This is a genomic window from Micromonospora haikouensis (assembly GCF_000876225.1).
Taxonomy (GTDB): Bacteria; Actinomycetota; Actinomycetes; order Mycobacteriales; family Micromonosporaceae; genus Micromonospora; species Micromonospora haikouensis.
Genome location: NZ_JXSX01000002.1, coordinates 1042144 through 1065825, shown reverse-complemented (window position 1 = coordinate 1065825; position 23682 = coordinate 1042144). Strand labels below are relative to the sequence as shown.

General features: G+C 73.1%; 23 protein-coding genes and 1 pseudogene. 12 read left to right on the top strand and 12 right to left on the bottom strand.

The features are described from left to right. Positions 1 to 3 precede the first annotated feature (3 nt). From TK50_RS21445 to TK50_RS21415, 7 genes are read right to left on the bottom strand one after another with little or no spacing between them, the layout of a single operon-like run. Complete coding sequence (locus tag TK50_RS21445) at positions 4 to 432, bottom strand: RidA family protein (RefSeq protein ID WP_043966293.1); 429 nt, start codon at positions 430 to 432, stop codon at positions 4 to 6. After that, positions 429 to 1202, bottom strand: coding sequence for a 2-keto-4-pentenoate hydratase (locus tag TK50_RS21440; RefSeq protein ID WP_043966291.1), 774 nt, complete (start codon positions 1200 to 1202; stop codon positions 429 to 431). Before TK50_RS21440 ends, TK50_RS21445 begins: the two co-directional genes overlap by 4 nt. Continuing rightward, positions 1199 to 1993: a 2-keto-4-pentenoate hydratase gene (locus TK50_RS21435; protein ID WP_043966289.1), complete on the bottom strand. Its 795-nt coding sequence runs from the start codon at positions 1991 to 1993 to the stop codon at positions 1199 to 1201. Before TK50_RS21435 ends, TK50_RS21440 begins: the two co-directional genes overlap by 4 nt. Beyond that, positions 1990 to 3471 (bottom strand): 2-hydroxymuconic semialdehyde dehydrogenase, encoded by a 1482-nt coding sequence (locus TK50_RS21430; RefSeq protein WP_043966653.1) that lies wholly within the window; start codon positions 3469 to 3471, stop codon positions 1990 to 1992. Before TK50_RS21430 ends, TK50_RS21435 begins: the two co-directional genes overlap by 4 nt. 23 nt (positions 3472 to 3494) lie before the next feature. After that, the gene (locus tag TK50_RS21425) at positions 3495 to 4832 is read right to left on the bottom strand and encodes an FAD-dependent oxidoreductase (protein WP_043966287.1); all 1338 of its coding nucleotides are present in this window, start codon (positions 4830 to 4832) and stop codon (positions 3495 to 3497) included. Next, positions 4829 to 6109, bottom strand: coding sequence for a kynureninase (kynU, locus tag TK50_RS21420; protein ID WP_043966651.1), 1281 nt, complete (start codon positions 6107 to 6109; stop codon positions 4829 to 4831). Before kynU ends, TK50_RS21425 begins: the two co-directional genes overlap by 4 nt. A gap of 14 nt (positions 6110 to 6123) precedes the next feature. After that, a complete protein-coding gene (locus TK50_RS21415) occupies positions 6124 to 7086 on the bottom strand; it encodes a tryptophan 2,3-dioxygenase (protein ID WP_043966286.1) in 963 nt (320 codons plus the stop codon). A gap of 145 nt (positions 7087 to 7231) precedes the next feature. Here TK50_RS21415 and TK50_RS21410 point away from each other — a divergent pair, with 145 nt between their 5' ends. The 3 genes from TK50_RS21410 to TK50_RS21400 all read left to right on the top strand — a co-directional run bounded on the left by TK50_RS21410 (position 7232) and on the right by TK50_RS21400 (position 9341). Beyond that, the gene (locus tag TK50_RS21410) at positions 7232 to 7666 is read left to right on the top strand and encodes an Lrp/AsnC family transcriptional regulator (protein ID WP_043966285.1); all 435 of its coding nucleotides are present in this window, start codon (positions 7232 to 7234) and stop codon (positions 7664 to 7666) included. 274 nt (positions 7667 to 7940) lie between these two features. Continuing rightward, the gene (locus tag TK50_RS21405) at positions 7941 to 8441 is read left to right on the top strand and encodes a hypothetical protein (protein WP_043966649.1); all 501 of its coding nucleotides are present in this window, start codon (positions 7941 to 7943) and stop codon (positions 8439 to 8441) included. A 12-nt stretch (positions 8442 to 8453) separates the two neighbouring features. Beyond that, complete coding sequence (locus tag TK50_RS21400) at positions 8454 to 9341, top strand: class F sortase (RefSeq protein WP_043966283.1); 888 nt, start codon at positions 8454 to 8456, stop codon at positions 9339 to 9341. Positions 9342 to 9371: 30 nt separating this feature from the next. Here TK50_RS21400 and TK50_RS21395 read toward each other — a convergent pair whose 3' ends face one another. Then, positions 9372 to 9914, bottom strand: a complete 543-nt coding sequence (locus tag TK50_RS21395) for an HNH endonuclease (RefSeq protein WP_043966647.1) — start codon at positions 9912 to 9914, stop codon at positions 9372 to 9374. A gap of 281 nt (positions 9915 to 10195) precedes the next feature. Here TK50_RS21395 and TK50_RS35015 point away from each other — a divergent pair. From TK50_RS35015 to TK50_RS21375, 5 genes and pseudogenes are all read left to right on the top strand, one after another. After that, a pseudogene (locus tag TK50_RS35015) lies at positions 10196 to 10438 on the top strand (hypothetical protein). Positions 10439 to 10764: 326 nt separating this feature from the next. Then, positions 10765 to 11502 carry an aminoglycoside adenylyltransferase domain-containing protein gene (locus TK50_RS21390; protein ID WP_158499186.1) on the top strand — a complete coding sequence of 246 codons (738 nt, stop codon included), beginning with the start codon at positions 10765 to 10767 and terminating at the stop codon, positions 11500 to 11502. Between the two features lie 164 nt (positions 11503 to 11666). Beyond that, positions 11667 to 12734 carry a mechanosensitive ion channel family protein gene (locus TK50_RS21385; RefSeq protein WP_144420346.1) on the top strand — a complete coding sequence of 356 codons (1068 nt, stop codon included), beginning with the start codon at positions 11667 to 11669 and terminating at the stop codon, positions 12732 to 12734. 300 nt (positions 12735 to 13034) lie between these two features. Then, on the top strand, positions 13035 to 14426 hold the full coding sequence (locus tag TK50_RS21380) for an MFS transporter (protein ID WP_043966278.1): 1392 nt from the start codon (positions 13035 to 13037) through the stop codon (positions 14424 to 14426). Between the two features lie 137 nt (positions 14427 to 14563). Further along, positions 14564 to 14974 (top strand): globin, encoded by a 411-nt coding sequence (locus tag TK50_RS21375; RefSeq protein ID WP_043966276.1) that lies wholly within the window; start codon positions 14564 to 14566, stop codon positions 14972 to 14974. 49 nt (positions 14975 to 15023) lie between these two features. Here TK50_RS21375 and TK50_RS21370 read toward each other — a convergent pair whose 3' ends face one another. From TK50_RS21370 to ettA, 4 genes are all read right to left on the bottom strand, one after another. Beyond that, positions 15024 to 15608 (bottom strand): type III secretion system chaperone family protein, encoded by a 585-nt coding sequence (locus TK50_RS21370; RefSeq protein WP_043966274.1) that lies wholly within the window; start codon positions 15606 to 15608, stop codon positions 15024 to 15026. Between the two features lie 131 nt (positions 15609 to 15739). Next, the gene (locus TK50_RS21365) at positions 15740 to 16453 is read right to left on the bottom strand and encodes a DUF8185 domain-containing protein (RefSeq protein WP_229406700.1); all 714 of its coding nucleotides are present in this window, start codon (positions 16451 to 16453) and stop codon (positions 15740 to 15742) included. 71 nt (positions 16454 to 16524) lie between these two features. Beyond that, positions 16525 to 16980, bottom strand: a complete 456-nt coding sequence (locus TK50_RS21360) for an acyl-CoA thioesterase (RefSeq protein WP_043966271.1) — start codon at positions 16978 to 16980, stop codon at positions 16525 to 16527. A gap of 2 nt (positions 16981 to 16982) precedes the next feature. Next, a complete protein-coding gene (ettA, locus tag TK50_RS21355) occupies positions 16983 to 18659 on the bottom strand; it encodes an energy-dependent translational throttle protein EttA (protein WP_043966269.1) in 1677 nt (558 codons plus the stop codon). 214 nt (positions 18660 to 18873) lie between these two features. Between ettA and TK50_RS21350 the strand changes: the two genes are divergently transcribed. The 4 genes from TK50_RS21350 to otsB all read left to right on the top strand — a co-directional run bounded on the left by TK50_RS21350 (position 18874) and on the right by otsB (position 23680). Further along, positions 18874 to 19152: a hypothetical protein gene (locus tag TK50_RS21350; RefSeq protein WP_043966268.1), complete on the top strand. Its 279-nt coding sequence runs from the start codon at positions 18874 to 18876 to the stop codon at positions 19150 to 19152. After that, positions 19149 to 19535, top strand: a complete 387-nt coding sequence (locus TK50_RS32320; RefSeq protein WP_052503876.1) for a hypothetical protein — start codon at positions 19149 to 19151, stop codon at positions 19533 to 19535. Before TK50_RS21350 ends, TK50_RS32320 begins: the two co-directional genes overlap by 4 nt. A 141-nt stretch (positions 19536 to 19676) precedes the next feature. Beyond that, positions 19677 to 21077, top strand: coding sequence for an alpha,alpha-trehalose-phosphate synthase (UDP-forming) (locus TK50_RS21340; RefSeq protein WP_043966266.1), 1401 nt, complete (start codon positions 19677 to 19679; stop codon positions 21075 to 21077). Next, entirely contained in the window at positions 21074 to 23680 is a 2607-nt protein-coding gene (gene otsB / locus TK50_RS21335) for a trehalose-phosphatase (RefSeq protein ID WP_043966264.1), read from the top strand. Before TK50_RS21340 ends, otsB begins: the two co-directional genes overlap by 4 nt. Positions 23681 to 23682: the final 2 nt, after the last annotated feature.

Sequence of the window (23682 nt, the reverse complement as noted above, 5' to 3'; positions counted from 1 at the left end):
ACGTCACGACTGACCTTCCGCCGGAAGAAGTGCCACGGCCTGCATCTCGATCAGCAGGTGCGGGTGCGGAAGCTGGTGCACGGCCACCGTGGTCCGGGTCGGCCCGTCCGCGTCGAAGAACTCCGCCCACACCTCGTTGTAGCCACCGAAGTCGTTCATGTTGACCAGGTACGAGGTGACCTGCACCAGGTCGGCCAGGTCCGCGCCGACCGAGCGCAGCAGGTCCCGGACGTTGCCGATCACGGCCCGGGTCTGCTCCCGGATGTCCAGGTCGGTGGTGCCGAACTCGTCCACGGCGACACCGGCGAACGTGTTGTCGGGCCGCCGCGACGACGTACCGGAGACGAAGACGAAGCCGCCCGCGACCTTCACGTGCGGAAACGCCCCGCGCGGCACGGCCTTCCCGGCAACCACCCGCGCCCGCCCACTCACGACGCCGCCCGCAGCGACGCGACGCCGAGCTTCTCCACGACGGCCCGCACGTGCGCGCCCGGCCGCAGCGGCACGGCGGCGGTGGCGGCCCCGGCCAGGAACACCCAGCCGGAGCGCAGCCGCACCCCGTGCCGGCCGGCGAGGCGCAGCCCCTCGTCCAGGGCCCGACGTGGGTCGCCGAGGATCGCCGCGGTCGAGCCGACCTGCGCGATGCGCCCGTCGACCTCCAGCAGCACGCCGAGGTTGTCCAGCCCGTCGGGCACCGGCGACCACGGCCCGATCGCAAACGCGCCGGCCGAGGTGTTGTCGGCGATCACGTCCGGCAGGGAGAAGGTGAAGTTCGCGTACCGGGAGTCGATCAACTCGATCGCCGGGGCCACGGCGCGCACCGCGTCGGCGAACGACCCGACAGGCTCGCCCGGCTCGGGCACCCGGTCCAGCAGGAACGCCACCTCCGGCTCGACCCGGGGGTGGATGAAGTCGGCCACGTCGACCGTGCCGCCGTCGGGCACCCGCATCACGTCGGTGAGCCGCCCCCAGATCACCTCGTCGACGCCGACCTGGGCCATCTTCGCGCGGCTGGTCAGCCCCATCTTCAGCCCGACGAGGCGCTCGCCCCGGTCGAGCCGGCGCTGCACGAGGGCGGTCTGCACCGCGTACGCGCCGTCGACGTCGAGGCCGGTCTCGGCGGCGAGCTGGCCGATGGCGGTGGCCGTGTCGGCCGCCTCGCCCAGCCTCGCGGCGATGCCGGCGGTGTCCACCCCGATCATGACTTCTCCTCGCTGAAGCAGGTCCGCACCGAGCCGAGCCCGGAGATCCGCGCCTCGTACGCCGCGCCGGGCGTCACCGGCACCATCGGCCCGAGCGCCCCGGAGAGCACCACGTCGCCGGCGCGCAGCGGGTCGCCGGCGCGGGCGAGGGTGCCGGCGAGCCAGCCGAGGGCGTGCAGCGGGTTGCCGAGGCACGCCGCGCCCGCACCGACCGAGACGGGCTCCCCCGCGTGCTCCAGGACCATCCCGCACAGCCGCAGGTCCACGTCGGGGAGCCGGCGCGGCGCGGTGCCGAGCACGAACAGCCCGCTGGAGGCGTTGTCGGCGACGGTGTCGACGATGGAGATGTCCCAGCCGGCGACCCGCGAGTCGACGATCTCGATGGCCGGCAGCACGTGGTCGACGGCCCGCAGCAGGTCGACGGTGGTGGGCCGCCCGACGGTGAGGTCCGCGCCGAGCACGAAGGCGATCTCCGCCTCCACGCGGGGCTGGAGCAGCCGCCCGATCGGCACCTCGTCGCCGTCGGCGACGGCCATCGCGTCGGTCAGCACGCCGAAGTCGGGCTCGTACACGCCGAAGCTGTCCTGCACGGCCCGGGAGGTCAGGCCGATCTTCGCGCCGACCCGGCGCTCGCCCCGGCCGTGCCAGGCCCGCGCCTGGCGCTGCTGCACGAGGTACGCCGACGCGACGTCCCCCTCGGCCAGCAGCCGGCCGCGCAGGGGCGGGCAGGGCTTGCCGCTCGCCCGGGCCTCGGTCAGCTCCCGGGCGGCGGCTTCGATGTCGACGGTCATGTGAGGTCCACGCAGACGTTGGTGAGTTCGGAGTAGAAGTCGAGGGAGTGCACGCCGCCCTCGCGGCCGATGCCGGACGCCTTCACCCCGCCGAACGGGGTGCGCAGGTCCCGCAGGAACCAGGTGTTGACCCAGACGATGCCGGCGTCGAGGCGGGCCCCGGCCCGGTGCGCCCGGCCCACGTCCCGGGTCCACACGGTCGCGGCGAGGCCGTACTCGGTGCCGTTGGCCAGCGCGTACGCCTCCTCCTCGGTGTCGAACGGGGCGACGTGCACCACCGGGCCGAAGATCTCCTCGCGGTTGGTGCGGGCGTCGGGGCCGAGGCCGGTGAGCACGGTGGGCCGCACGTACGCGCCGCCGTCGCGGGCGTCGCCGAAGGCGGGCGTGCCGCCGCCGGCCCGGAACTCGGCCCCCTCGGCGCGGGCCAGGTCGTGGTAGCCGAGCACCTTGTCCCGGTGCTGGTGGGAGATCAGCGGCATGTTGACGGTGGCCTCGTCGGCGGGCCACCCGTACGCGAGCGCGTCGGCCGCCTTCGCCAGCCGCCCGACGAACTCGTCGAACACGGGCCGCTGCACGTAGATCCGCTCGGTGCACAGGCACACCTGGCCGCCGTTGGTGAAGCTGGACCGCACCGACCCGGCGACGGCGGCGTCGAGGTCGGCGTCGGCGAAGACCAGGCCGGCGTTCTTGCCGCCCAGCTCGAACGAGACGGCCTTCACCCCGTCGGCGGCGGCCCGCATGATCGCCCCGCCGGTGGCGGACTCGCCGGTGAACGTGATCGCGTCGACGTCCGCGTGGCGGGTGAGGAACTCGCCGGCCGAGTCGGGGCCGAAGCCGTGCACCAGGTTGAACACCCCGTCGGGCACCCCGGCGGCGGCCAGCACCTCGGCGAGCAGGGTCGCCGAGGCGGGGGTCTCCTCGCTGGGCTTGACCACCACGGCGTTTCCGCAGGCCAGGGCGGGGGCGACCTTCCAGGTGAGCAGCAGCAGCGGCAGGTTCCACGGGACGATCACGGCGACGACGCCGACGGGCTTGCGCACGGCGTAGTTCAACGCCCTCCCGCCGGTCGGGGTGACGGTGGTGAACGACTCCGTCGGGGCGGTCGCCACGATCTCCGCGAACGCCCGGAAGTTGGCCGCGGCCCGGGGCACGTCCAGCGTGCGGGCCTGGCTGATGGACTTGCCGGTGTCGGCGACCTCGGCGGTGACCAGGTCGGCGAAGCGGCGTTCCAGCTCGTCGGCGACCCGGCGCAGCACCTCGGCGCGGTCCCGCTCCCCCATCCGGCCCCACGGCCCGTGCAGCGCCGCCCGGGCGGCGGCCACCGCGTCGTCGACGGTGGACCGGTCGGCCTCGACCACCTCGAAGACCGGCTCGCCGGTGACGGGGCTGCGCTTGGTGAACCGGCGGCCCGCGTCGACGAACTCCCCGCCGACGAAGTGCCGCAGCAGCGGCGGCCCGCCGGCCGCCCGCCCGTCCATCAGGCCCGGATCCCAGGTCACGCTCACCGCCGCCGCCCCCGCGTCCAGGCCACGCCGACCGCGCCGGCGAGCAGCGCCGCCGTGCCGGCGGCCACCGCCCCGAGCACCGCCTGCTGGCGGCGCACCCGCCGCCGCACCCGCGCGTACGGGGTGGTGGAGAAGGACACCAGCTCGTACTGGGAGACGTACCGCCCGGGCAGGGCCCGCTCCAGCGCGTGGTCGAGGCGGCGGCGGGCCTGGAAGACCGGGGAGGCCACCTTGTCGCGCATCTCCACGAAGTTGGCCAGCGCCATCCGGGCGATCGCCTCGGCGTCGCCCTGCCGCCGCGCCTGGAACAGCGGCAGCGCGGCCGCCCAGTCGTCGGCGCACTCGTCGAGGCAGTGGTCCAGCGCCACCACGTCCTCGAACGCGCAGTTCGCGCCCTGGCCGTAGAACGGGACGATGGCGTGCGCGGCGTCGCCGAGCAGCCCGACCCGCCCGCCCGCCTGCCACGGGGTGCAGCGGACGGTGCCGAGCACCCCGACCGGGTTGTGCTGGTAGTCGTCGACCAGGTTGGGGGCCAGCGGCAGCAGGTCCGGGTAGTGGGTGGCGAAGTGCCGTTCGATCGCCGCCGGGCTGGTCAGCGAGGCGAAGCTCGCCGTGCCGTGGGTGGGCCAGAACAGCGTGCAGGTGAACGAGCGGTCGGGGTTGGGCAGGGCGATCATCATCGACGTGCCGCGCGGCCAGATGTGCAGGGCAGCCGGGTCGAGGGCGAACTCCCCGCCGACCGGCGGGACGGTCAGCTCCTTGTAGCCGTAGTCGAGGAAGTCGAGGCTCTCCTGGAGCACCCCGTACGCGAGGAGTTGCCCGCGCACGGCGGAGCCGGCCCCGTCGGCGCCGAGGACGACCGGCGCGGCGGCCGTGGTCTTGCCCTGCGGGGTCTCGAAGGTCATCTCGCCGGTGGCCGGGTCGAGGCCGACGAGCCGGTGGTCGAACGCGACCCGCACCCCGGGCAGCGCGGTGGCGGCGGTGAGCAGGGCGTTGTTGAGCGCGCCCCGGCTGATCGAGTTGATCGCCCGGTCCCCGGTGGCGCTGTAGGACTGGAACGCCGGCTCACCGACCACGGGGTGGATCATGCGCCCGCGCATCGGCAGCGCGTCGGCCAGCACCTGCTCGGCCAGCCCGATGCGGCGCAGCGCGTCGAGCCCGCGCTCGGACAGCGCCAGGTTGATCGAGCGGCCCCGCTCGACGCGACCGGTGCGCGGGTCCGGCCGCCGCTCGTAGAGGGCCACCCTGTAGCCGCGCCGGGCCAGGAAGCAGGCCAGCAGGCAGCCGGCCAGCCCGGCCCCGACGACGGCGATCTCCTCGTGTTCGGGGTTCATGGGGTCACCTCCGCGACCGTCGCGGCCAGCGCGTCGGCGACCCGCCAGCAGTCGTGGTACGTCGAGTAGAGCGGCACCGGGGCGAACCGGACGACGTCCGGCTCCCGGGCGTCGGCGACCACCCCGTGCTCGTGGCGCAGCCGCTTGGTCAGCTCACCGGCGCTGCCCGCGCCGATGCGCACGGAGAGCTGGCAGCCCCGGCGGGCCGGGTCGCGGGGCGTGACCACGGTCAGCGGCCGGTCGGCGGTGACCTCGTCGAGCAGCCGCTCCAGGTAGCCGGTGAGCCGCAGGCTGCGCTCCCGCAGCGCCGGCATGCCGATCGAGTCGAACAGCTCCAGCGAGGTGCGCACCGGGCCCATGGCGAGGATCGGCGGGTTGGACACCTGCCACGCCTCCACGGTGGCCGGGGGGCGGGAGGTGGGGGTCATCTCGAACCGGGTGGCCGCGTCGGTGCTCCACCAGCCCTCGAAGCGGGGCAGGTCGGCCCGGCCGAGGTGCCGCTCGTGGACGAAGACGCCGGCCAGCGCGCCCGGACCGGAGTTGAGGTACTTGTAGGAGCACCAGGCGGCGAAGTCGACGCCCCAGTCGTGCAGCGCGAGCGGGACGTTGCCGGCGGCGTGCGCCAGGTCCCAGCCGACGACCGCACCGGCGGCCCGGCCGGCCGCGGTGATCGCCGGGATGTCCAGCAGTTCGCCCGTGAGGTAGTTGACCCCGCCAAGCAGCACCAGCGCGATCGTGTCGCCCTCGGCGGCGAGCAGGTCGGTCACGTCGGCGGTGCGCAGGGCGTCCTCGCCGGGGCGCGGGCGCAGCCGCAGCACGGTGGCGTCGGGGTCGAGGCCGTGGAAGCGGGCCTGGCTGCGCACCGCGTAGCTGTCCGACGGGAAGGCGGAGTCCTCGATGAGGATGCGGGTGCGCCGCCCCGCCGGCCGGTAGAAGCTGACCATCAGCAGGTGCAGGTCGACGGTGAGGGAGTTCATGACCACGGCCTCGGTGGGCCGCGCGCCGACCAGTCGCGCGACGGGCCCGGTCAACAGCTCGTGGTACGGCAGCCAGGGCCGCTGCCCCTCCAGGTGCCCCTCGACGCCGAGGCGGCCCCACGCATCCAGGTCGGCCAGCAGCTCGGCGCGGGTGGCCCGGGGTTGCAGGCCGAGCGAGTTGCCGGCCAGGTACGCGGCCTCGGGGTAGCGCCCGCCGTCGGCCGGCGGCACGTGGAACAGGTGCCGGTGCCCGGGGTCGGCCTTGTCGAGGCGGTGCGCCTCGCTCTCCGCGACGGTCATCGTGTCCTCCCCGCTCACATCGCCGTCCGGGCCGACCACAGCTCGGGGAAGACCACCCGGGCCATGCTGCGCTGCAACCAGGCCAGGCCGGCGGAGCCGCCGCTGCCGACCTTCGCGCCCATGGTGCGCTGCACCGCCTTGACGTGGTTCCACCGCCAGTCGCCGAACTGCTCGGCCACCTCGGCCAGCGCCTCGCCGAGCAGCCGCAGCTCGTCGCCCGGCCCGCCCGCGCCGGCTTCCTCGCCGGTTGTTTCCCCGTCGCCGGCCTCCTCGTCGGCGGCTTCCTCGTCGTCGTAGATCGCCACCCAGGCGGCCTCCACCGCCGGGTGCGGCCGGTGCTCCTCGGCGACGTCGCGCCCCAGCACCTCGGCCGGCACGGCGAAGCCGCGCCGGGCCAGCAGGGCCACCACGTCGTCCCACAGGCTCGGGGCGGCAAGCGTGGCGCGCAGCTCGGCGTGCACCTCGGCCTGCCGGCGGAACGGCCGGATCAGGGCCGCGTCGCGCAGGCCGAGCGTGAACTCCAGGTGCCGGTACATCGCCGACTGGAAGCCGGAGCCCTCGCCGAGCAGGTTGCGGAACCGGTTGAAGTCGGCCGGGGTCATCCAGCGCAGCCCCTTCCAGGCCGCGTTGAGCCCCTCCAGGTGCAGCGCCGCGCGGCGCAGCGGGGCCAGGGCGGCGCGCACCCGGTCGGCGCGCAGGCAGCGCTGGGCCTCGCGCAGCTCGTGGCGGGTCAGCCCGAAGTACAGCTCCATGATCTGGCTGACCATCAGGAAGGACATCTCGCCCGGGTCGTCGCTCAGCGGCTGCTGCAACCGGTGCAGGGTGCTGGCGTGCACGTACGCGTCGTAGGGCACCCGGTCGGCGAAGTCCAGGGTCGGTTCGCCGCCGTTGCGGGCCGCCCGGGCCGCCCGCTGCCGCGGGGTCGCCGGACGGACCACCGTGGCCGGTGCGGGCACCCGCAGGTCCGTCTGCTCCACCTGTCGTCTCCTCCATGAGCCGGGTAGCGTCATGGTGCCCCGGTCGACGGGCCGAACGGAATGCCGATTCGACGGCGCTGCCGCCCTTCGACCTGCGATGGCAAAGGCGAAACCCCCATCCACCTTTCGGAGAGGAAGGTCAGGCGTGGACGACATGGACTGGGCGCTGCTGCGGGAACTCCAGGCCGACGCCCGGCTCTCGTACAGCGAGCTGTCCCGCCGGGTGCACCTGTCGCCGCCGGCCGTGGCCGAGCGGGTCCGCCGGCTGGAGGAGTCGGGGGTGATCACCGGCTACCACGCCCACGTAGACCTGGCCCGCGCCGGCCGCACGGTGGTCGCCCTGATCCGGATGTCCTGCTACGGGTCGCGGTGCATCCTCAACGACCCGGACGTGCCGGGTTGGCCGGAGATCATGGAGATCCACCGGATCACCGGCGACGCGTGCAGCGTGCTGCGGGTCGCGGCCGGCTCGATCGGGGACTTCGAGCGGGTGATCGACCGGCTCGCCCCGTACGGCCAGCCGTCCAGCACGATGGTCCTCTCCACCCCCCTGGCCTGGCACCCCGTCACCCGCCTGTAAGGAAGGGCGCCTTGTTGACGCCTTCCGCATAGGAAGGGCCCCCTCCTCACACCTGCCGAACACCTGCCGAGCCGGCGCGCGGACCGGTGCCGGCGGGTTTGCCCCGACGTCAGGGGGAATGCAGCGCGGACTTGTCCCGGGGAGGATTCCGGTGCCTCGGCACCGGGAGGGGGGAACAATGCGGGGGCTCACCGCGTCACACCGTGCCCGTCCGGCCATGTGCGCCGCACCGGCCGCCAGGACCCGTCCGGCCACGCGGCCCGCACACGCCGGGCTGACCGTACGGGCCGTGCTGACCGTCCTCGGCGTGCTCGGGGCGTTCGTCCTGTTCGCCGGCGCGCCGGCCCGGGCCGGGGAGAACACCTTCATCGAGGTCACCCCGAACAGCGCCCAGGCCGGCACCCGGGTCGACATCCGGGCGAGCTGCGACAACGACAACAACCGCCAGGCCGACGTGCAGTCCGACGCGTTCGGGCGGGTCGTGCTCCGGCCGAACAACGGCTTCCTGACCGGGGCGGTCACCATCCCCGGCAACAAGCAGGCCGGCGACTACTCCGTCGAGCTGCGCTGCGCCAACGGCGGCACCGCGACGACCACCCTCACCGTGCTGAACATGACGCAGCCGAGCAAGGGCCCGAACACCGGTGCCGGCGGCACGGCCGGCGAGGGCCGGGGCACGGGCTCGCTGCTGCTGGTCGGCGGCCTGGTGGCGGCGGCCGTCGCGGCCGGGTTCGGTGCGTTCGGCTCCCGCCGGCAGACCGGGACGCGGTCCTGACCGGGAGCCGTCATGGCCCGACGTACCCGCGCCGACGCCACGACCCGACTCGAGCGCGCCCGGCGGGACCGCGCCCGGCGGACGCGGCGCAGGCCGGTCCGGGCGGCGGCCCGGCTGGTGGCCCGGGGCTGCGGCCGGTTCGCCCGGGTGGCCCGGCAGGCGATCTCCGCCAGCGTCACCACCGTGGGGCCGCCCGGCCGCGCCGTGACACCCGGCCGCGCCGCGCACGTCGGCGCGGCGGGCCGATCCGGTACGGCCGCCCGCCGGTGGCAACGGGTGGTCCGCCAGGGTCCGGGGTTCCCGGTGCTGTTCGTCGCCACCCTGATGGTGCTGATCGTGGCGATGCTCGGCGTCGAACAGGTGACGGGGCACAGCCTCCTGCCGGACCGCTTCATCGCCGGGCTGCGGCCGCCGCCGAAGAAGTTCCCGGTGCTGCCGGCCAGCCGGCCGGTGGGCATCGCGAGCGCGCCGATCGGCCTCGACGCCCCGGTGCACGACGTGGGCATCGCCGCGGACGGCAGCATTGGGGTGCCCGACGCCGACCGCGCCCAGGAGGCCGGCTGGTACGACCAGGGCCCGACCCCCGGCCAGTACGGCCCGGCCGTGATCGTCGGCCACGTCGACACCCGCACCGGGCCGGCGGTCTTCCACGAGCTGAAGGAGCTGCGCTCCGGCGACCGGGTCGAGGTGCGCCGGGCCGACCACTCCGTGGCGATCTTCGAGGTCGACGAGGTGCGGCGCTACGCCAAGGCCCGGCTGCCGGTGGATGAGGTCTACGGCGACTTCAGCCGGCCTGGTCTGCGCCTGATCACCTGCGGCGGCGCGTGGGTCGGCGGCGAGACGGGGTACGCCGACAACGTGGTGGTGTACGCGTCCCTGGTGAAGGCGCGCACCACCTGACGCACACCGCGCCGGCGGAGGACATGCGGCTCAGGCCGCCGCCTCGGTCTCGGCCTCGCGCAGGTCGAGCCAGTCCGCCCAGCGCGGATCGGGGGCCCGGTGCCCGAGCACCCGCCAGGCCGTCCCCTTGGGCACGGCGGGCGGGGCGTGCAGCCGCCAGCCCAGCTCGGCGGGGGTCTTGTCGCCCTTGGTGTGGTTGCACCGGGCGCAGGCGGCCACCACGTTCTCCCAGGCGTGCCGGCCGCCCCGGCTGCGCGGGAAGACGTGGTCGATGGTCTCGGCGGGGCCCCGGCAGTAGGCGCACCGCCAGCCGTCCCGGGCGAAGATCGCCCGCCGGGAGAGCCCGACGTGGGCGCGGTAGGGCACCCGCACGAACCGGGTGAGCCGGACCACGGAGGGCACCGGGAGCGCGTTGCGGGCGCTGTGCAGGATCCCCTCGCCGTCGGCGACGCAGACGGCCTTGGCGGAGAGCACGAGGATGGCGGCGCGACGCACCGACACGACACACAGCGGCTCGTAGGTGGCGTTGAGAACCAGCGCGCCGGAGCCCACCGTGGGTCGTATGTCAGGCATCGAGCTCACCCTCCCGGTCCAGCTGCTCCCACCGCTGGCACGCCGGGCGTGCCCCGCGCAGGGCGGAACGACGCCGGCGTCGGCGGGATCACCGACGTCCGTTGCGCCAATCGTCCCTGATAAGGCCCCGGATTGCACGTACTAATGTCGGACACCAACCGGGCATCACCCGGAAACGGACAGATCCGGCCCTGAGCAGGGCGGGAGCCCTCAACGGCTCTCGACGTTCCACGCCCCTTTTCGCGCTCAGTTGGGCCCGGTCCGTGCCCAATGATCATGCACTGGCATTGAAGCCGATTGCTGGATTTGATCAAGTCGATCCAAGATCACTAAAGCCCACCCACCCGGGTTGACTGTGGCTCACGGCCTACGTGCTCGACGGCCAGGGCCACGCCGTCGCCAAGCGGGAGATCCACCTACGGCTGGCGGGGCTAAGGCTCGTGCGACGGACACCGCCCCCACGCTTGGGGCTTGCCGGCGCTTCCCTGCGCGTCAATCTCGGGTGCCAAGCTCCAGCGACCTGAGGGTTGCCCGGTCGATCACCTGGCCGGCGACTGTGGTCGGCGCTGGAAAGCCGTGAGCGCTTCGGGCACTGCAGTGCGCCTGGTCGCCGCACTTCTCCTGCTACGCCGTGCCAGCCGGGGCACGCGTGCGGCCTGCGGCCGGTCGGGCCCCGGCTGGCACGGTGGTGGGCCGCAGGCCCGCCCTTGATCAGGTAAGAAGTCTGAACACACTACGCTTCAGCCATTCGTCCAGTCTTGGGGCCTACGTGACAGATCGTCACCGGGACCTGCGTGACGTGATCTCCTGATAGGAATGCCAAGTGGCACACGGTGATGAGGTCGCGGTCTTGGCCGCAGCGAAGCAACTTGCTCGGTCGTCCTCCGACATTATCGGTCCTCGGCTTCGGTCGGCGATTCTGTACGGTTCCCTAGCTACTGGCCAGTTCGTCTCCGGCCACAGCGACATCGATCTGCTCCTCATCACCGACGGCACACTGGCGGATACCGAGGTCGACGCGCTGGAGGCGCTGGTTCGTCAGATCGACCTCGCCGAGGCGAGCGGTATCGATCTGCACGTCGTAACCGCCGACGTGGCCCGCACACCCACGCAAGCCCCGATCATGGAGTTGCACGTCGGGCGGTACGAACGGTCGTCGATCGGAGTCGAGATCGAGCGGCGCACCCAATCCCCTGACCTGCCAACCGAGTTGGCCATGGCGCGTGCGGACGGGTACGCGCTGATCGGCATGGAGCCAAGCAACGTCATCGAGCCAGTTCCGCCCCAATGGATCCGCGAGCGCGGCAGGCATTGGCTCACGACCTGGCAGTCACGCATCGACGACGCGGAGGAAGCCGCGTTCATGGTGCTCACCGCTTGCCGGATCTGGCGCTTCGGCGTCGAAGGTGTGCACTGCGCCAAGACGCAGGCCGCAGAGTGGGCACTCGACCGAAACCCGTCACTGACCGCAGTTCGGCAAGCGCTACGACAGTACGGGGCCGAGCCCGCAGCGCCGCTTGACGAGGACGCCATTGCCCAGGTCCTGGATATCGCTCTGCGCGAGACGACCAACCTCCCGAACAACTGAGAGCTCAGGGTCTAGCCAGAATGTCACCCACGTCCTGAGACTAATCTGGCAGGTCCCGAGATCCGACATGCGTTTCAGCCAGAGCGGCGTCAGCTCAGGCGCGGCTGCCCCGGGCTGCGCGCCCCGCTGCCGGAGCGTCGCAGGCGGTGGGGTACGAAAGCAGGGTGAGCGCCCCCAGCCTGTTCCTCGCCGCACTCCCCGCCGTCGTGGCCCCCGGAGCGTCCCCGGGCCCGTCGCCGAGCGCGGACTGCCAGGGCAGCACCTCCTGCGAGTGGTTGTACGAGACGAGCGGCTCGGCCTGGTTCGCGGAGGGCAGCTACTGGATCCTGCTCAAGCCGCTGCGGGTGCTGCTGATCCTCGCGCTGGCCTTCCTCGCCCGGTGGGCGCTGCACCGGATGATCAAGCGGCTGGTCCGGACCACCGCCGACGGGGTGCCCACGCTGCTGCGCCCGCTGCGCGAGCGGGTGCCGACCGCCGCCCACGAGCCCGGCGAGTTCATCCCCGAGCGGCGGCGGCAGCGGGCCGAGGCCATCGGCTCGGTGCTGCGCAGCATGGTCACGGCGTTCGTCTTCGGCATCGCGCTGCTGATGATCCTGCGGGAGTTCAGCTTCGACCTGGCGCCGCTGCTGGCCAGCGCGGGCATCGCCGGCGTGGCGCTCGGCTTCGGCGCGCAGAGCCTGGTCAAGGACCTGATCGCCGGGCTGTTCATGCTGGTCGAGGACCAGTACGGCGTGGGCGACACGGTCGACCTGGGCGAGGCGACGGGCGTGGTGGAGTCGGTCGGCCTGCGGGTCACCACGGTCCGCGACGGCCGGGGCGTGCTCTGGTACATCCGCAACGGCGAGATCGTCCGGGTGGGCAACAAGAGCCAGGGGTGGGCGCTGGTCGTGGTCGACCTGCCGATCGGCTTCGCCGGCACCGAGGAGGCGACGGCGGTGCTGCGTACGGCCGCCGCGTCGGTGGCCCTTGACCCGGACCTGGCCCCGGAGATCGTGGAGCAGCCCGACGTGCTGGGCGTCGAGCAGATGACGGTGGACGGCGCGGTGATCCGTACGGTCGTGAAGACCACCGCGGACGGGCAGTTCGCGGTGGGCCGGGAACTGCGCCGGCGGCTCGCCGAGGCGCTGGAGAACTCGGGCATCACCGCCAAGATCGCCGCCGCCCGCCTCTATCCGGGCGTCCCCCTGCGGGCCGCGGACGACACGGCGACCGGCCAGGGCGGGGCCACCTGACCCGGCTCCGCCGCCACCGCCGCAGCCGGCCCCACCCCCCTCCAGGCACCGAGAACCATCGATGACCTGCGGTTTTGTTGACCGAGAATACAGGGGTCGCGGACCGCGCGGCCCCTCGGGTATCGTCCGTTCGTTCAGTCGGAGATGCGACGATCAATCCGTTCGCCCTAGCTAGTTGTCAGACGATCGGGCAGAATCCGGTACGCACGCCACCTGCCGGAGCGTGATCACGTCTCGCTGATCCGTAGATCTGACGACGGTTCCCGGTCAGGCCATCACGAGTGGCCCACCGTGGGAACGATGGAGGCCACGGTGTCCGACGAGCGACCCTCCCAGGAAGGGCCGGCCACCTTCCGCGAGGTGTTCGCCCAACGGGAGTACAGGGCGGTCTTCACCGCCAGCGCGCTCTCCTGGATCGGCGACTTCATCGCCAAGGCCGCGGTCACGGTGCTGGTCTACCGCGAGACGCAGTCCGTGGGCTATTCCGCCGCCGCGTTCGCGGTCAGCTTCCTGCCCTGGCTGATCGGCGGCCCGCTGCTGGCCACGCTGGCCGAGCGCTACCGCTACCGCTCGGTGATGGTGGCGTGCGACCTGATCCGCATGGCCCTGATGGTGCTGGTCGCCCTCCCGGGCAACGAGCCGTGGCTGATCCTCTGCCTGCTCTTCGCGACCACCCTGGCCAACCCGCCCAGCCAGGCCGCCCGGTCCGCGCTGATGCCGCTCATCCTGACCGGCGACCGGCTGGTGGTCGGGCTCTCGCTCAACAGCAGCACCGGCCAGGCCGCCCAGGTGCTCGGCTACCTCATCGGCGCGGCCCTCGCCGCGTTCGACCCGACCCTCGCCCTGCTGGTCAACGCGGCCACGTTCGCCCTCTCGGCGGCCCTGGTCCGCTTCGGCGTCCAGGACCGGCCGCCGGCGATGACCAGTGCCCACCGCAGCCACCTGCTGCGGGAGACGGGCGACGGCTTCCGGATCGTCTTCGGCACCCCGGTGCTGCGGGCGATCGCCCTGCTGGTCTTCAGCGCCATGCTCTTCTCCATCGTGCCGGAGGGGCTGGCCGCCGCCTGGGCCCGCGAGGGCGTCGACGACGGCATGGACAGCGGCGTCGCCCAGGCCGTGATCATGGCCGCCAACCCGGTCGGTTTCATCCTGGGCGGGCTGCTGGTCAGCCGGGCGGTCGCCCCGGCCCGCCGGCTCGTGCTGATCCGGCCGCTGGCGGTGCTCGCCCCGCTCGTCCTGGTGCCGTCGCTGCTCGACCCGCCGCCGCTGGTGGTGGCGCTGCTCGCCGGCCTGTGCGGCTTCGCGGTCGCCGGGCTGCTCCCGGTCGCCAACGGCCTCTTCGTCCGCGCGCTGCCCAACGGCTACCGGGCCCGGGCGTTCGGCGTGATGGCCACCGGGGTCCAGGTGATCCAGGGCCTCGCGGTGCTGGCCACCGGCCTGCTCGCCGAGCGCTTCCCGATCCCGGTGGTGGTCGGGGGGTGGAGCGCGGCCGGCGTGGTGCTGATGCTGCTCACCGCCGCGGCGTGGCCGACGCGGGCGGCGATCGACACGGCGGTCGAGGCCGCCGGCAACGCGGGCTCGCCGGCCCCGGCCGGGGGCGGCGAGCCTCGACCCCGGCCGGCCGCCGCGGGCGGCGGACACGAGGGTGGCACGCCGGGCGAGCGCGGCCGGGCCAGCCAGGCGGTGAGCTGACCCACCCGGGGGCCGCCGTCGCGGGCCGCCCGACTCCCCTCGCCGGCCGGACCGCCACCGCCCCGCTGTGACGAGGTCGGCAGCGCACGGGCCGGTTGGCCCCCGCCGGCTCCAGCCACACCTGGCAGGATGGAGCGGTGAATCCCACCGGTGAGTCCGAGCGTGCCGTGACCCTCTTCGAAGCGGTCGGCGGCGAACCCACCTTCCGCAAGCTGGTGGACGAGTTCTATGCCGGCGTCGCCACCGATCCGCTGCTGCGGCCGATGTATCCGGAGGCGGATCTAGGCCCGGCCGCGGACCGGCTGACGCTGTTCCTCATGCAGTACTGGGGCGGCCCCAACACCTACTCCGCCCAGCGGGGGCACCCCCGGCTGCGGATGCGGCACGCCCCGTTCCGCATCGGTGCCGCCGAGCGCGACGCCTGGCTGCACCACATGCGACGGGCCGTGGACCGGCTGGATCTGCCGCCGGAGATCGCCACCGCGCTCTGGGACTACCTGGAGCGGGCCGCCTACTTCATGGTCAACGTCATGGAGGACCCGGCCTGACGCGGTCCCGCCCGGGTCGCCGGCGGCGGCCCGGGCGGGATCGTACGGGTCAGAGCAGGGCGCCCTCGTCGTGCAGCCAGTCCACGAAGGTGGTGGCCACCGCGGCCCCGCAGTCGAGCATCTCCACCAGCAGCGCGTCGTGCGCCCCGGCGCCGAGCGGCACCTGGAGCTCCGCGTAGATCGGCAACTGCCCCCGCTCGGTGGGGTCGCCGATGTAGGCCTTGCAGAACCGTCGGGTGTGGTTCCACTCGTTGACCACCCGGTAGGCCCGGTCGGCCCAGTCGGGTGGGACCGTGGCGTGCGGGCGGGCCCGCATCACCAGGATTTCGTCCTCGGGACCCTCCAGGGTGACCAGCACCGCGTGCCGCTCCCACATGGCCAGCAGGTTGCCGTCGCCGTCGGCCAGGTAGCGCACGTCCAGCAGGTCGAGCGCGTCGCAGACCCGGCGAAGGGTGACCGGCGCGATGGTGGCCGACATGTCGGCGATCATCGGCCGATCGACGGACGGGCAGTCGTCGCCCGGTTGACGTGGGGCCGGTGGTCCGACCCGGACGGTGCTGTCCACTGTGATCCCGCTTCGAGTTTCCGGTTCGCCGCCAACGGCGGGACCGGGGCGCCATGACCACCACGGCATCGCTCGCGCACCTCACTCCCCAGCGGATCCAGCCGCCTACGGTGCGTTGGATCCGAGGATGGACGGTACCCGGACAGCCGGGTTGTGGCATCCCCCCAACGACAGCCCCAGGCCAGAAGAATGACCGCCGGTCATACTTTCGGATGAGCCCCGAGCGGCGTAACGACAAGATCCGCGACCTTCTGCGACCACACGGCTCCGTATGGTCCCACCAGGCCGACCCATCGGCCGGCCATCCTTACCTGAACGTCACCGCCGCCGGCCCCCGCACCGGGGCTCGCGGCGGCCCCGGCGGCGTTGCCGGGGCGGCCCAGGAAGCCCATCCGCACCAGCCCCTGGACCAGCCGCTGGGCGACCTCGACCGGGGGGCCGGGCGGGTCGTCCGGGGTGACCACCACCGCGACGTGGTCGAGCAGGGCGTCGCGCAGCGCCCGCTGCCCCACCGCCCGGCCGGCCACCCCGTGCGCGGCGGCGTCCCGCAGCGTGCCGGCCGCCGCCTCCGCGATCCGCCACAGTTCCCCGGCGGGCAGCAGCTCCACCGACCGGCTCGCCGGCGGCGGCAGCGGCCAACGCCACTGCGCGTCCCGCCGCGCGGGCAGGTCGCCCGCGCCGGACGACAGCGCGGCCAGCAGCTCCCGGGCGGCCACCGTGACGTCACCGCACCCCGGCCCGGCCACGGTCCGGACGGCCAGCACGCCCCACGGCAGCCGGGCCCAGAGGGCCGTCCGGCCGCCCGCCGCGCCCGGCCCGCCCACCGGCGTGGCCGAACGCAGCCGGACCGGCGCGGCCGGGTCGAGCCGGACCAGCCGGGCCAGGAACGCGCCCGCGTCGGCCACCCCGGTCAGCCCGTGCCCGCCGGCCGGAGCGGGGTCCGTGCCGGCCGGGCCGGGGCGCTGCGGGCGCGCCGGGGCGTCGCTCACGCCGGCCTCCCGGCCGCGCCGCCGGGGGCGTACGACAGCAGGAAGGCCCGCTCCTCGTCGGTGATCCGCCGGGGCCGCTGGGCGGCCAGGTCGAACGGGACCAGCACCGAGCGGGCGGTGCTGGCGAGGGTGTCTCCGTCGTACAGCTCGTAGGCGACGGTGAACCGGGACGCCCGGATCTCCTCCACCCACAGCTCGATCCGGACGGTGGGGGCGGCCTCCGCCGTGGCCCGGCCGAGCGCGTAGTCGACCGGGCGCAGGTAGTCGACCTCGTGCCGGCGGATGACGACCCCGTCGGCGAACGAGCCGACGCCCCACGCCTTGCCGCCGGCGAACATCAACGCCACCCGCGCCTCCTCGTAGAGGGTGAGGAAGCGCGAGTTGTTGATGTGGCCGTACGCGTCCAGGTCGGACCAGCGCAGCGTGCAGTGGTAGACGAAGCGGTCCGCCATGCTCAGTCGCGGGTGAGCTTGCGGTAGGTCACCCGGTGCGGGCGGGCCGCCTCGGCGCCGAGCCGGTCGACCTTGTTCTTCTCGTACGCCTCGAAGTTGCCCTCGAACCAGAACCACTTCGCCGGGTTCTCGTCGTCGCCCTCCCAGGCCAGGATGTGCGTGGCGACCCGGTCGAGGAACATCCGGTCGTGGGAGATGACCACGGCGCAGCCAGGGAACTCCAGCAGCGCGTTCTCCAGGCTGGAGAGGGTCTCGACGTCGAGGTCGTTGGTCGGCTCGTCGAGCAGGATGACGTTGCCGCCGATCTTCAGGGTGAGCGCCAGGTTGAGCCGGTTGCGCTCGCCGCCGGAGAGCACCTTGGTCGGCTTCTGCTGGTCGGGGCCCTTGAACCCGAACGCCGCGATGTACGCCCGCGACGGCATCTCGACCTTGCCCACCATGAGGTGGTCGAGCCCGTCGGAGACGACCTCCCAGACCGTCTTGTCGCCGGCCAGGCCCTGCCGGTTCTGGTCGACGTAGGACAGCGAGACCGTGGGGCCGACCTTGACCTCGCCGCCGGTGGGCTGCTCCAGCCCGACGATGGTCTTGAACAGGGTGGTCTTGCCGACACCGTTGGGGCCGATGATGCCGACGATGCCGTTGCGCGGCAGCGAGAACGACAGGTTGTCGATGAGGATCCGGTCGCCGAAGCCCTTGGTCAGGTTGTGCGCCTCGATGACGGTGCTGCCCAGCCGCGGGCCCGGCGGGATCTGGATCTCCTCGAAGTCCAGCTTCCGGGTCTTCTCCGCCTCGGCGGCCATCTCGTCGTAGCGGTCGAGGCGGGCCTTGGACTTGGTCTGCCGCGCCTTGGCGTTGGAGCGGACCCACTCCAGTTCCTCGGAGAGGCGCTTCTTCATCTTGGCGTCGCGGCGGCCCTCGACGGAGAGCCGGGCGGCCTTCTTCTCCAGGTAGGTGGAGTAGTTGCCCTCGTAGCCGATGGCCCGGCCCCGGTCCAGCTCCAGGATCCAGCCGGCCACGTTGTCGAGGAAGTAGCGGTCGTGGGTGATGGCCAGGACGGTGCCGGCGTACTTCGCGAGGTGCTGCTCCAGCCACTGCACGCTCTCGGCGTCCAGGTGGTTGGTGGGCTCGTCGAGCAGCAGCAGGTCGGGCGCCTCCAGCAGCAGCTTGCACAGCGCCACGCGGCGGCGCTCGCCGCCGGAGAGCTGGGTCACGTCGGCGTCCGGCGGCGGGCAGCGCAGCGCGTCCATGGCCAGTTCGAGCTTGGAGTCGATGTCCCAGGCGTCGGCGGCGTCCAGCTCCTCCTGGAGCTTGCCCATCTCCTCCATCAGCTCGTCGGAGTAGTCCGTCGCCATCTGCTCGGCGATCTTGTTGAACCGCTCCAGCTTCGACTTGATCTCGGCGACCGCCTCCTCGACGTTACCGAGGACGGTCTTCGCGTCGTTGAGCGGCGGCTCCTGGGCGAGCAGGCCGACGGTGTAGCCGGGCATGAGCCGGGCCTCGCCGTTGCTCGGCCGGTCGAGCCCTGCCATGATCTTGAGGAGGCTGGACTTACCGGCACCGTTCGGGCCGACCACACCGATCTTGGCCCCCGGCAGGAAGTTCAGCGTCACGTTGTCCAGCACGACCTTGTCGCCGTGCGCCTTGCGCGCCTTTTCCAGGACGTAGATGAACTGGGCCACGGTGCGGGCTACCTCCGTTGATTGCTGGTCTCGACGCGTCGGGATGCGGGCGCGGGCTCGGGGGCCCCTCGCCGCCGCCGGCCGGGGGCCGGCCACGACGCACGCCATCGTCAATCCTGACAGGTACGCCGGGCTGCGCCCACATCACCCCGCCCGGCGACCACCCCGGCGCGCCTCCTTGCCCCGCCCGGTATAACCGGATAGCTTTCGCGGTATGACCAAGAAGATCGCCATCAGCGTTCCCGACGACGTGGCGGAGCGGCTGGCCGAGGAGCCGAACGTCTCGGCGTTCATCACCGAGAGCGTCCGGCAGCGGATGGCCGGGGAACGCACCCGTCGGGCCCTGCGGCAGGTCGGCTTCCGGTTGACCGAGGCGGGTCTCACCGAAGCCGGGCAGCGGCTCGACGAGGCGCAGGCGAAGATCACGCCCGAACTGCGGGCCAAGGCGGCGGCGCTGCTGGGCGAGGCGTCGCGCGGACGGCTGGCCTCGTGAGCGAGGCCGGCCTGGTGCTCGACACCTCCTGCCTGCTCGCCTATTCCGAAGGGACCGAGGCGGTCGGCGAGCAGATCGCCAAGGTCGCGGACAAGCTCCAGGTCGTGGTCGTCCCCGCCCTCTGCCTGGCCGCCGCGTACCGGCAGGTGACCAGCGACGGCTGGCCGCTCCTGGACATCCTCGGCGACCTCGAACAGGTGGTCGTCACTCCCGTCGAGCACGACATGTGCGCGATCCTCGGCGGCTGGTCGCGAACCCTGGGGAGCATGGACCTGGCGCAGGCGGCGATGGAGGCCGCCCGGGCGACGACGCCGATCATGACGGACCGGCGCGAGGTGCTGGGCGAGGTGCTGCCGAAGGAGTGGCCGATCATCGATCTGTGAGCCGGGCGGCCGACGTGATCACCTTCACGGTTCGGCCAGCGTGGGACGGGTAGGTAACTCCGGCACGGGGCCCCAGACGCCGCAGCTACGCTCAGTACGCTCAATCGCGGTGGACCCGTCAGCACCCGGAGGTGGCCGAACGTGACCGTCCGTAGTTCCTTTGTCGTAGTGGCGAACCGACTACCGGTCGACGAGGTGAACACCCCCGAGGGGCGGCAGTGGCGACGCAGCCCCGGTGGCCTCGTGACCGCCCTGCACCCCGTCCTCGCCGAGCACCAGGGGACGTGGGTCGGCTGGGCCGGCGGCACCGGCCCCGCCCCCGAGCCGTTCGACCTGGAGGGCATCCGGCTGCACCCGGTGCCGCTGAGCGCCGACGAGCTGGAGCGCTACTACGAGGGCCAGTCGAACGCGACAATCTGGCCGCTCTATCACGACGCGGTGGAGACACCGGCGTACAAGCGGCGCTGGCGCGAGGCGTACCGGCTGGTCAACGCGCGGTTCGCGGAGGCCGCGGCGGAGGTCGCGGCCGACGGCGCGACGGTCTGGGTGCAGGATTACCAGCTCCAGCTCGTCCCGGCGATGCTCCGCGAGCTGCGCCCCGACCTGCGGATCGGGTTCTTCCTGCACATCCCGTTCCCGCCGATCGAGCTGTTCATGCAGATGCCGTTCCGCACCGAGATCCTGCGCGGGCTGCTCGGCGCGGACCTGATCGGCTTCCAGCAGCGGCTGGCGGCGCAGAACTTCGTCCGGCTGGCCCGGCACCTGCTCGGGCTGCGCTACGAGGGGCAGATGATCCAGGTCGACGGCCGCCAGGTGAAGGCGGGCGCGTTCCCCATCTCCATCGACACCCGGGAGATGGAACGGCTGGCCGAGGACCCGGCGATCCAGTCCCGGGCCAAGCAGATCCGCGAGGAGCTGGGCAACCCCCGGACGATCATCCTGGGCGTCGACCGGCTCGACTACACCAAGGGCATCGAGCTCCGGCTCAAGGCTTTCCGCGAACTCCTTGCTGACGGAAAGTTGACAGTTCCGGACGCGGTTATGGTGCAGGTGGCGACGCCGAGCCGCGAACGGGTGGAGCACTACCAGGCCCTACGGGTCAAGGTCGAGCGCGAGGTTGGCCGGATTAATGGCGAATTCGGCAGGGTCGGCGTGCCGGCGGTGCATTACCTGCATCAGTCGTACAGTCGCAGTGAGTTGGCGGCGATGTACGTGGCCGCCGATGTGATGATGGTGACCCCGCTGCGAGACGGAATGAATCTGGTGGCCAAGGAGTACGTGGCATCGCGCGCCGACCAGGGCGGCGCGCTCGTGCTCAGTGAGTTCGCCGGCGCCGCGACAGAGCTGCGCCAGGCGTTTCTGTGTAACCCGCACGACCCGGACGCGGTCAAGGACGCGTTGCTCAAGGCCGTGCACGTGGAGAAGCCCGAGGCCCGCCGCCGTATGCGGGTGATGCAGCGCCACCTGCGTACCCACGACGTGGGGCACTGGGCGAAGTCGTTCCTCACCGAGCTCGGTGTGCCTGATTCGGAGGTTGCGTGAACACGTCCGTCCACGACGGGGCGGCCCCGGCCGCGGGAGTGCTGGATCCGGAGCTGCGGGCGGCCATCGGGCGGATAGCCCGGGTCCCGCAGCTCCTGGTCGCCTGTGACTACGACGGCACCCTCGCGCCGATCGTGGAGGACCCGAGCAAGGCCGTGCCACTGCCCGAGTCGGTCGCCGCCGTCCGGGCGCTCGCCGCGCTGCCGCAGACCACCGTCGCCGTGGTCTCCGGCCGGGCGCTGCGCGACCTGGCCGCGCTCTCCCGGCTGCCCAGCGAGGTCCACCTCGTCGGCAGCCACGGCTCCGAGTTCGACATCGGCTTCGTCGAGCGGCTCTCCCCCGAGCTGATCGCCGTGCGCACCCGGCTGCGCGACGCGCTGCGCGAGATCGCCAACGCCCACCCGGGCGTCCGGCTGGAGCGCAAGCCCGCCAGCGTCGCCGTGCACACCCGTGGGGTGGACCCGCAGGTCGCCGCCGCCGCCGTCGACGCGGTCCGCTCCGGCCCCGCCACCTGGGACGGCGTCACCGTCACCCAGGGCAAGGAGGTCATCGAGCTGTCCGTGGTGGCGACCCACAAGGGCACCGCCGTCGACCAGCTCCGCACCCAGCTCTCGGCCAGCGCCGTGCTGTTCATCGGCGACGACGTCACCGACGAGAACGCGTTCGGCAACCTGCACGGCCCCGACATGGGCATCAAGATCGGCCTCGGCGAGACGAAGGCCGACTACCGGGTCGGCGAGCCCATCGAGGCCGCCCGCGCGCTGGGCCTGCTGCTGGAGACCCGACGGCACTGGCTGTTCGGGGAGCGCGCCGTCCCGATCGAGCGGCACTCGATGCTCGCCAACGGGCGTACGGTCGCGTTGCTCACCCCCGAGGCCAAGGTCACCTGGCTCTGCCACCCCAAGCCCGACTCGGCGGCGATCTTCGCCGACCTGGTCGGCGGCAGCCCGGCGGGGCACTTCAGCGTCGCCCCCGAGCGCGGCGGCATCCCGCTGGGCCAGCGCTACCGCTCCGGCACGATGACGGTGGAGACCCGCTGGTCGGGCCTCACCGTCACCGACTGGCTGGACAAGCCGGCCCGGGAGACCACCCCCGACGGCCCGGCGGTCGTCACCGGCGACTCCGCCCTGGTGCGGGTGCTCACCGGCTCCGGCAAGGTCCGGGTGGAGTTCGCCCCCCGGCCCGAGTTCGGCCAGGTCGCCACGCAGCTCCAGCCGGTCGGCGACGGGCTGCTGGTGCTCGGCTCCAACGAGCCGATCGCGCTCTACTCCCCCGGGGTCGAGTGGCAGGTCGACAACGACGGCGGGTACGAGACGGCGAAGGCCGTCGTCGACCTGTCCGCCGCCGGCGGGCAGGTGGTGCTGGAGCTGCGCTTCGGCACGCACAGCCTGGAGCACCACCGGCTGACGGTCCACGAGCGGCAGGCCGCCGCCGAGCAGCCGTGGAAGGACTGGGTGGCCTCGCTGCGGCTGCCCACCACCGCCCGGGACCTGGTCGCCCGCAGCGCGCTGACCCTGCGCGGCCTCTGCCACGAGGCCACCGGCTCGATCCTCGCGGCGGCGACCACCTCGCTGCCCGAGGAGCTGGGCGGCGTGCGCAACTGGGACTACCGCTACTGCTGGCTGCGCGACGCGGCGATGACCGCGCGGGCGCTGGTCGACCTCGGCTCCACCGAGGAGGCCGAGGGGCTGCTGCGCTGGGTGGACGGCTGCATCGAACGCACCGGCGGGCACCCCGAGCGGCTGCACCCGCTCTACACCGTCGACGGGTACGAGCTGGGCGCCGAGGCGGTCATCGACACCCTGCCCGGCTACGCCGGCTCCCGGCCGGTGCGGGTCGGCAACCTCGCCAACCACCAGCTCCAGCTCGACGTGTTCGGCCCGATCGCCGACCTCATCGCCGCCGTCGCCGACGCCCGGGGCTCCGTCCGCGAGGACGAGTGGCGGGTGCTGGAGAACATGGTCGAGGCGGTCCGCCGCCGCTGGCACGAGCCCGACCACGGCATCTGGGAGGCCCGTCTCCCCCCGCGGCACCACATCTTCTCGAAGGTGATGTGCTGGATGACCGTCGACCGGGCGCTGCACGTGGTGCGGCAGCACGGCGGCGAGGACCGGCCCGAGTGGGTGGAGCTGCGCGACCGGATCGGCGCGAACGTGCTGGAGTACGGCTGGCACGCCGACGTGGAGGCCTACAGCGTCGCGTACGGCGACGAGGACATGGACGCCTCCTCGCTGTGGATCGGCCTGTCGGGCCTGCTCCCCGGCGACGACCCGCGCTTCCTGTCCACCGTGCTGCGCATCGAGGCCGACCTGCGCAGCGGCCCGGTCGTCTACCGCTACCACTGGGACGACGGCCTGCCCGGGCGCGAGGGCGGCTTCCACATCTGCACGGCGTGGCTGATCGAGGCGTACCTGCGCACCGGCCGCCGCACCGACGCGGAGGAGCTGTTCGCCCAGATGGTCGACACGGCGGGCCCGACGGGGCTGCTCCCCGAGCAGTACGACCCGCTGGCCGAGCGCGGGCTGGGCAACCACCCGCAGGCGTACAGCCACCTCGGCCTGATCCGCTGCGCCCTGCTGCTGGACAACATGCTCAAGCAGTGACC

What these genes read in the sequence shown, in the direction of transcription:
- TK50_RS21425 (WP_043966287.1), bottom strand. Translation starts at nt 4,832, where the DNA reads ATGAACCCCGAACACGAGGAGATCGCCGTCGTCGGGGCCGGGCTGGCC.
- TK50_RS21360 (WP_043966271.1), bottom strand. Translation starts at nt 16,980, where the DNA reads ATGGCGGACCGCTTCGTCTACCACTGCACGCTGCGCTGGTCCGACCTG.
- TK50_RS21350 (WP_043966268.1), top strand. Translation starts at nt 18,874, where the DNA reads ATGACCAAGAAGATCGCCATCAGCGTTCCCGACGACGTGGCGGAGCGG.
- TK50_RS21430 (WP_043966653.1), bottom strand. Translation starts at nt 3,471, where the DNA reads ATGGACGGGCGGGCGGCCGGCGGGCCGCCGCTGCTGCGGCACTTCGTC.
- kynU (WP_043966651.1), bottom strand. Translation starts at nt 6,109, where the DNA reads ATGACCGTCGCGGAGAGCGAGGCGCACCGCCTCGACAAGGCCGACCCC.
- TK50_RS21395 (WP_043966647.1), bottom strand. Translation starts at nt 9,914, where the DNA reads ATGCCTGACATACGACCCACGGTGGGCTCCGGCGCGCTGGTTCTCAAC.
- TK50_RS21435 (WP_043966289.1), bottom strand. Translation starts at nt 1,993, where the DNA reads ATGACCGTCGACATCGAAGCCGCCGCCCGGGAGCTGACCGAGGCCCGG.
- TK50_RS21380 (WP_043966278.1), top strand. Translation starts at nt 13,035, where the DNA reads ATGGAGGCCACGGTGTCCGACGAGCGACCCTCCCAGGAAGGGCCGGCC.
- TK50_RS21370 (WP_043966274.1), bottom strand. Translation starts at nt 15,608, where the DNA reads ATGCCGTGGTGGTCATGGCGCCCCGGTCCCGCCGTTGGCGGCGAACCG.
- TK50_RS21400 (WP_043966283.1), top strand. Translation starts at nt 8,454, where the DNA reads ATGGCCCGACGTACCCGCGCCGACGCCACGACCCGACTCGAGCGCGCC.
- TK50_RS21440 (WP_043966291.1), bottom strand. Translation starts at nt 1,202, where the DNA reads ATGATCGGGGTGGACACCGCCGGCATCGCCGCGAGGCTGGGCGAGGCG.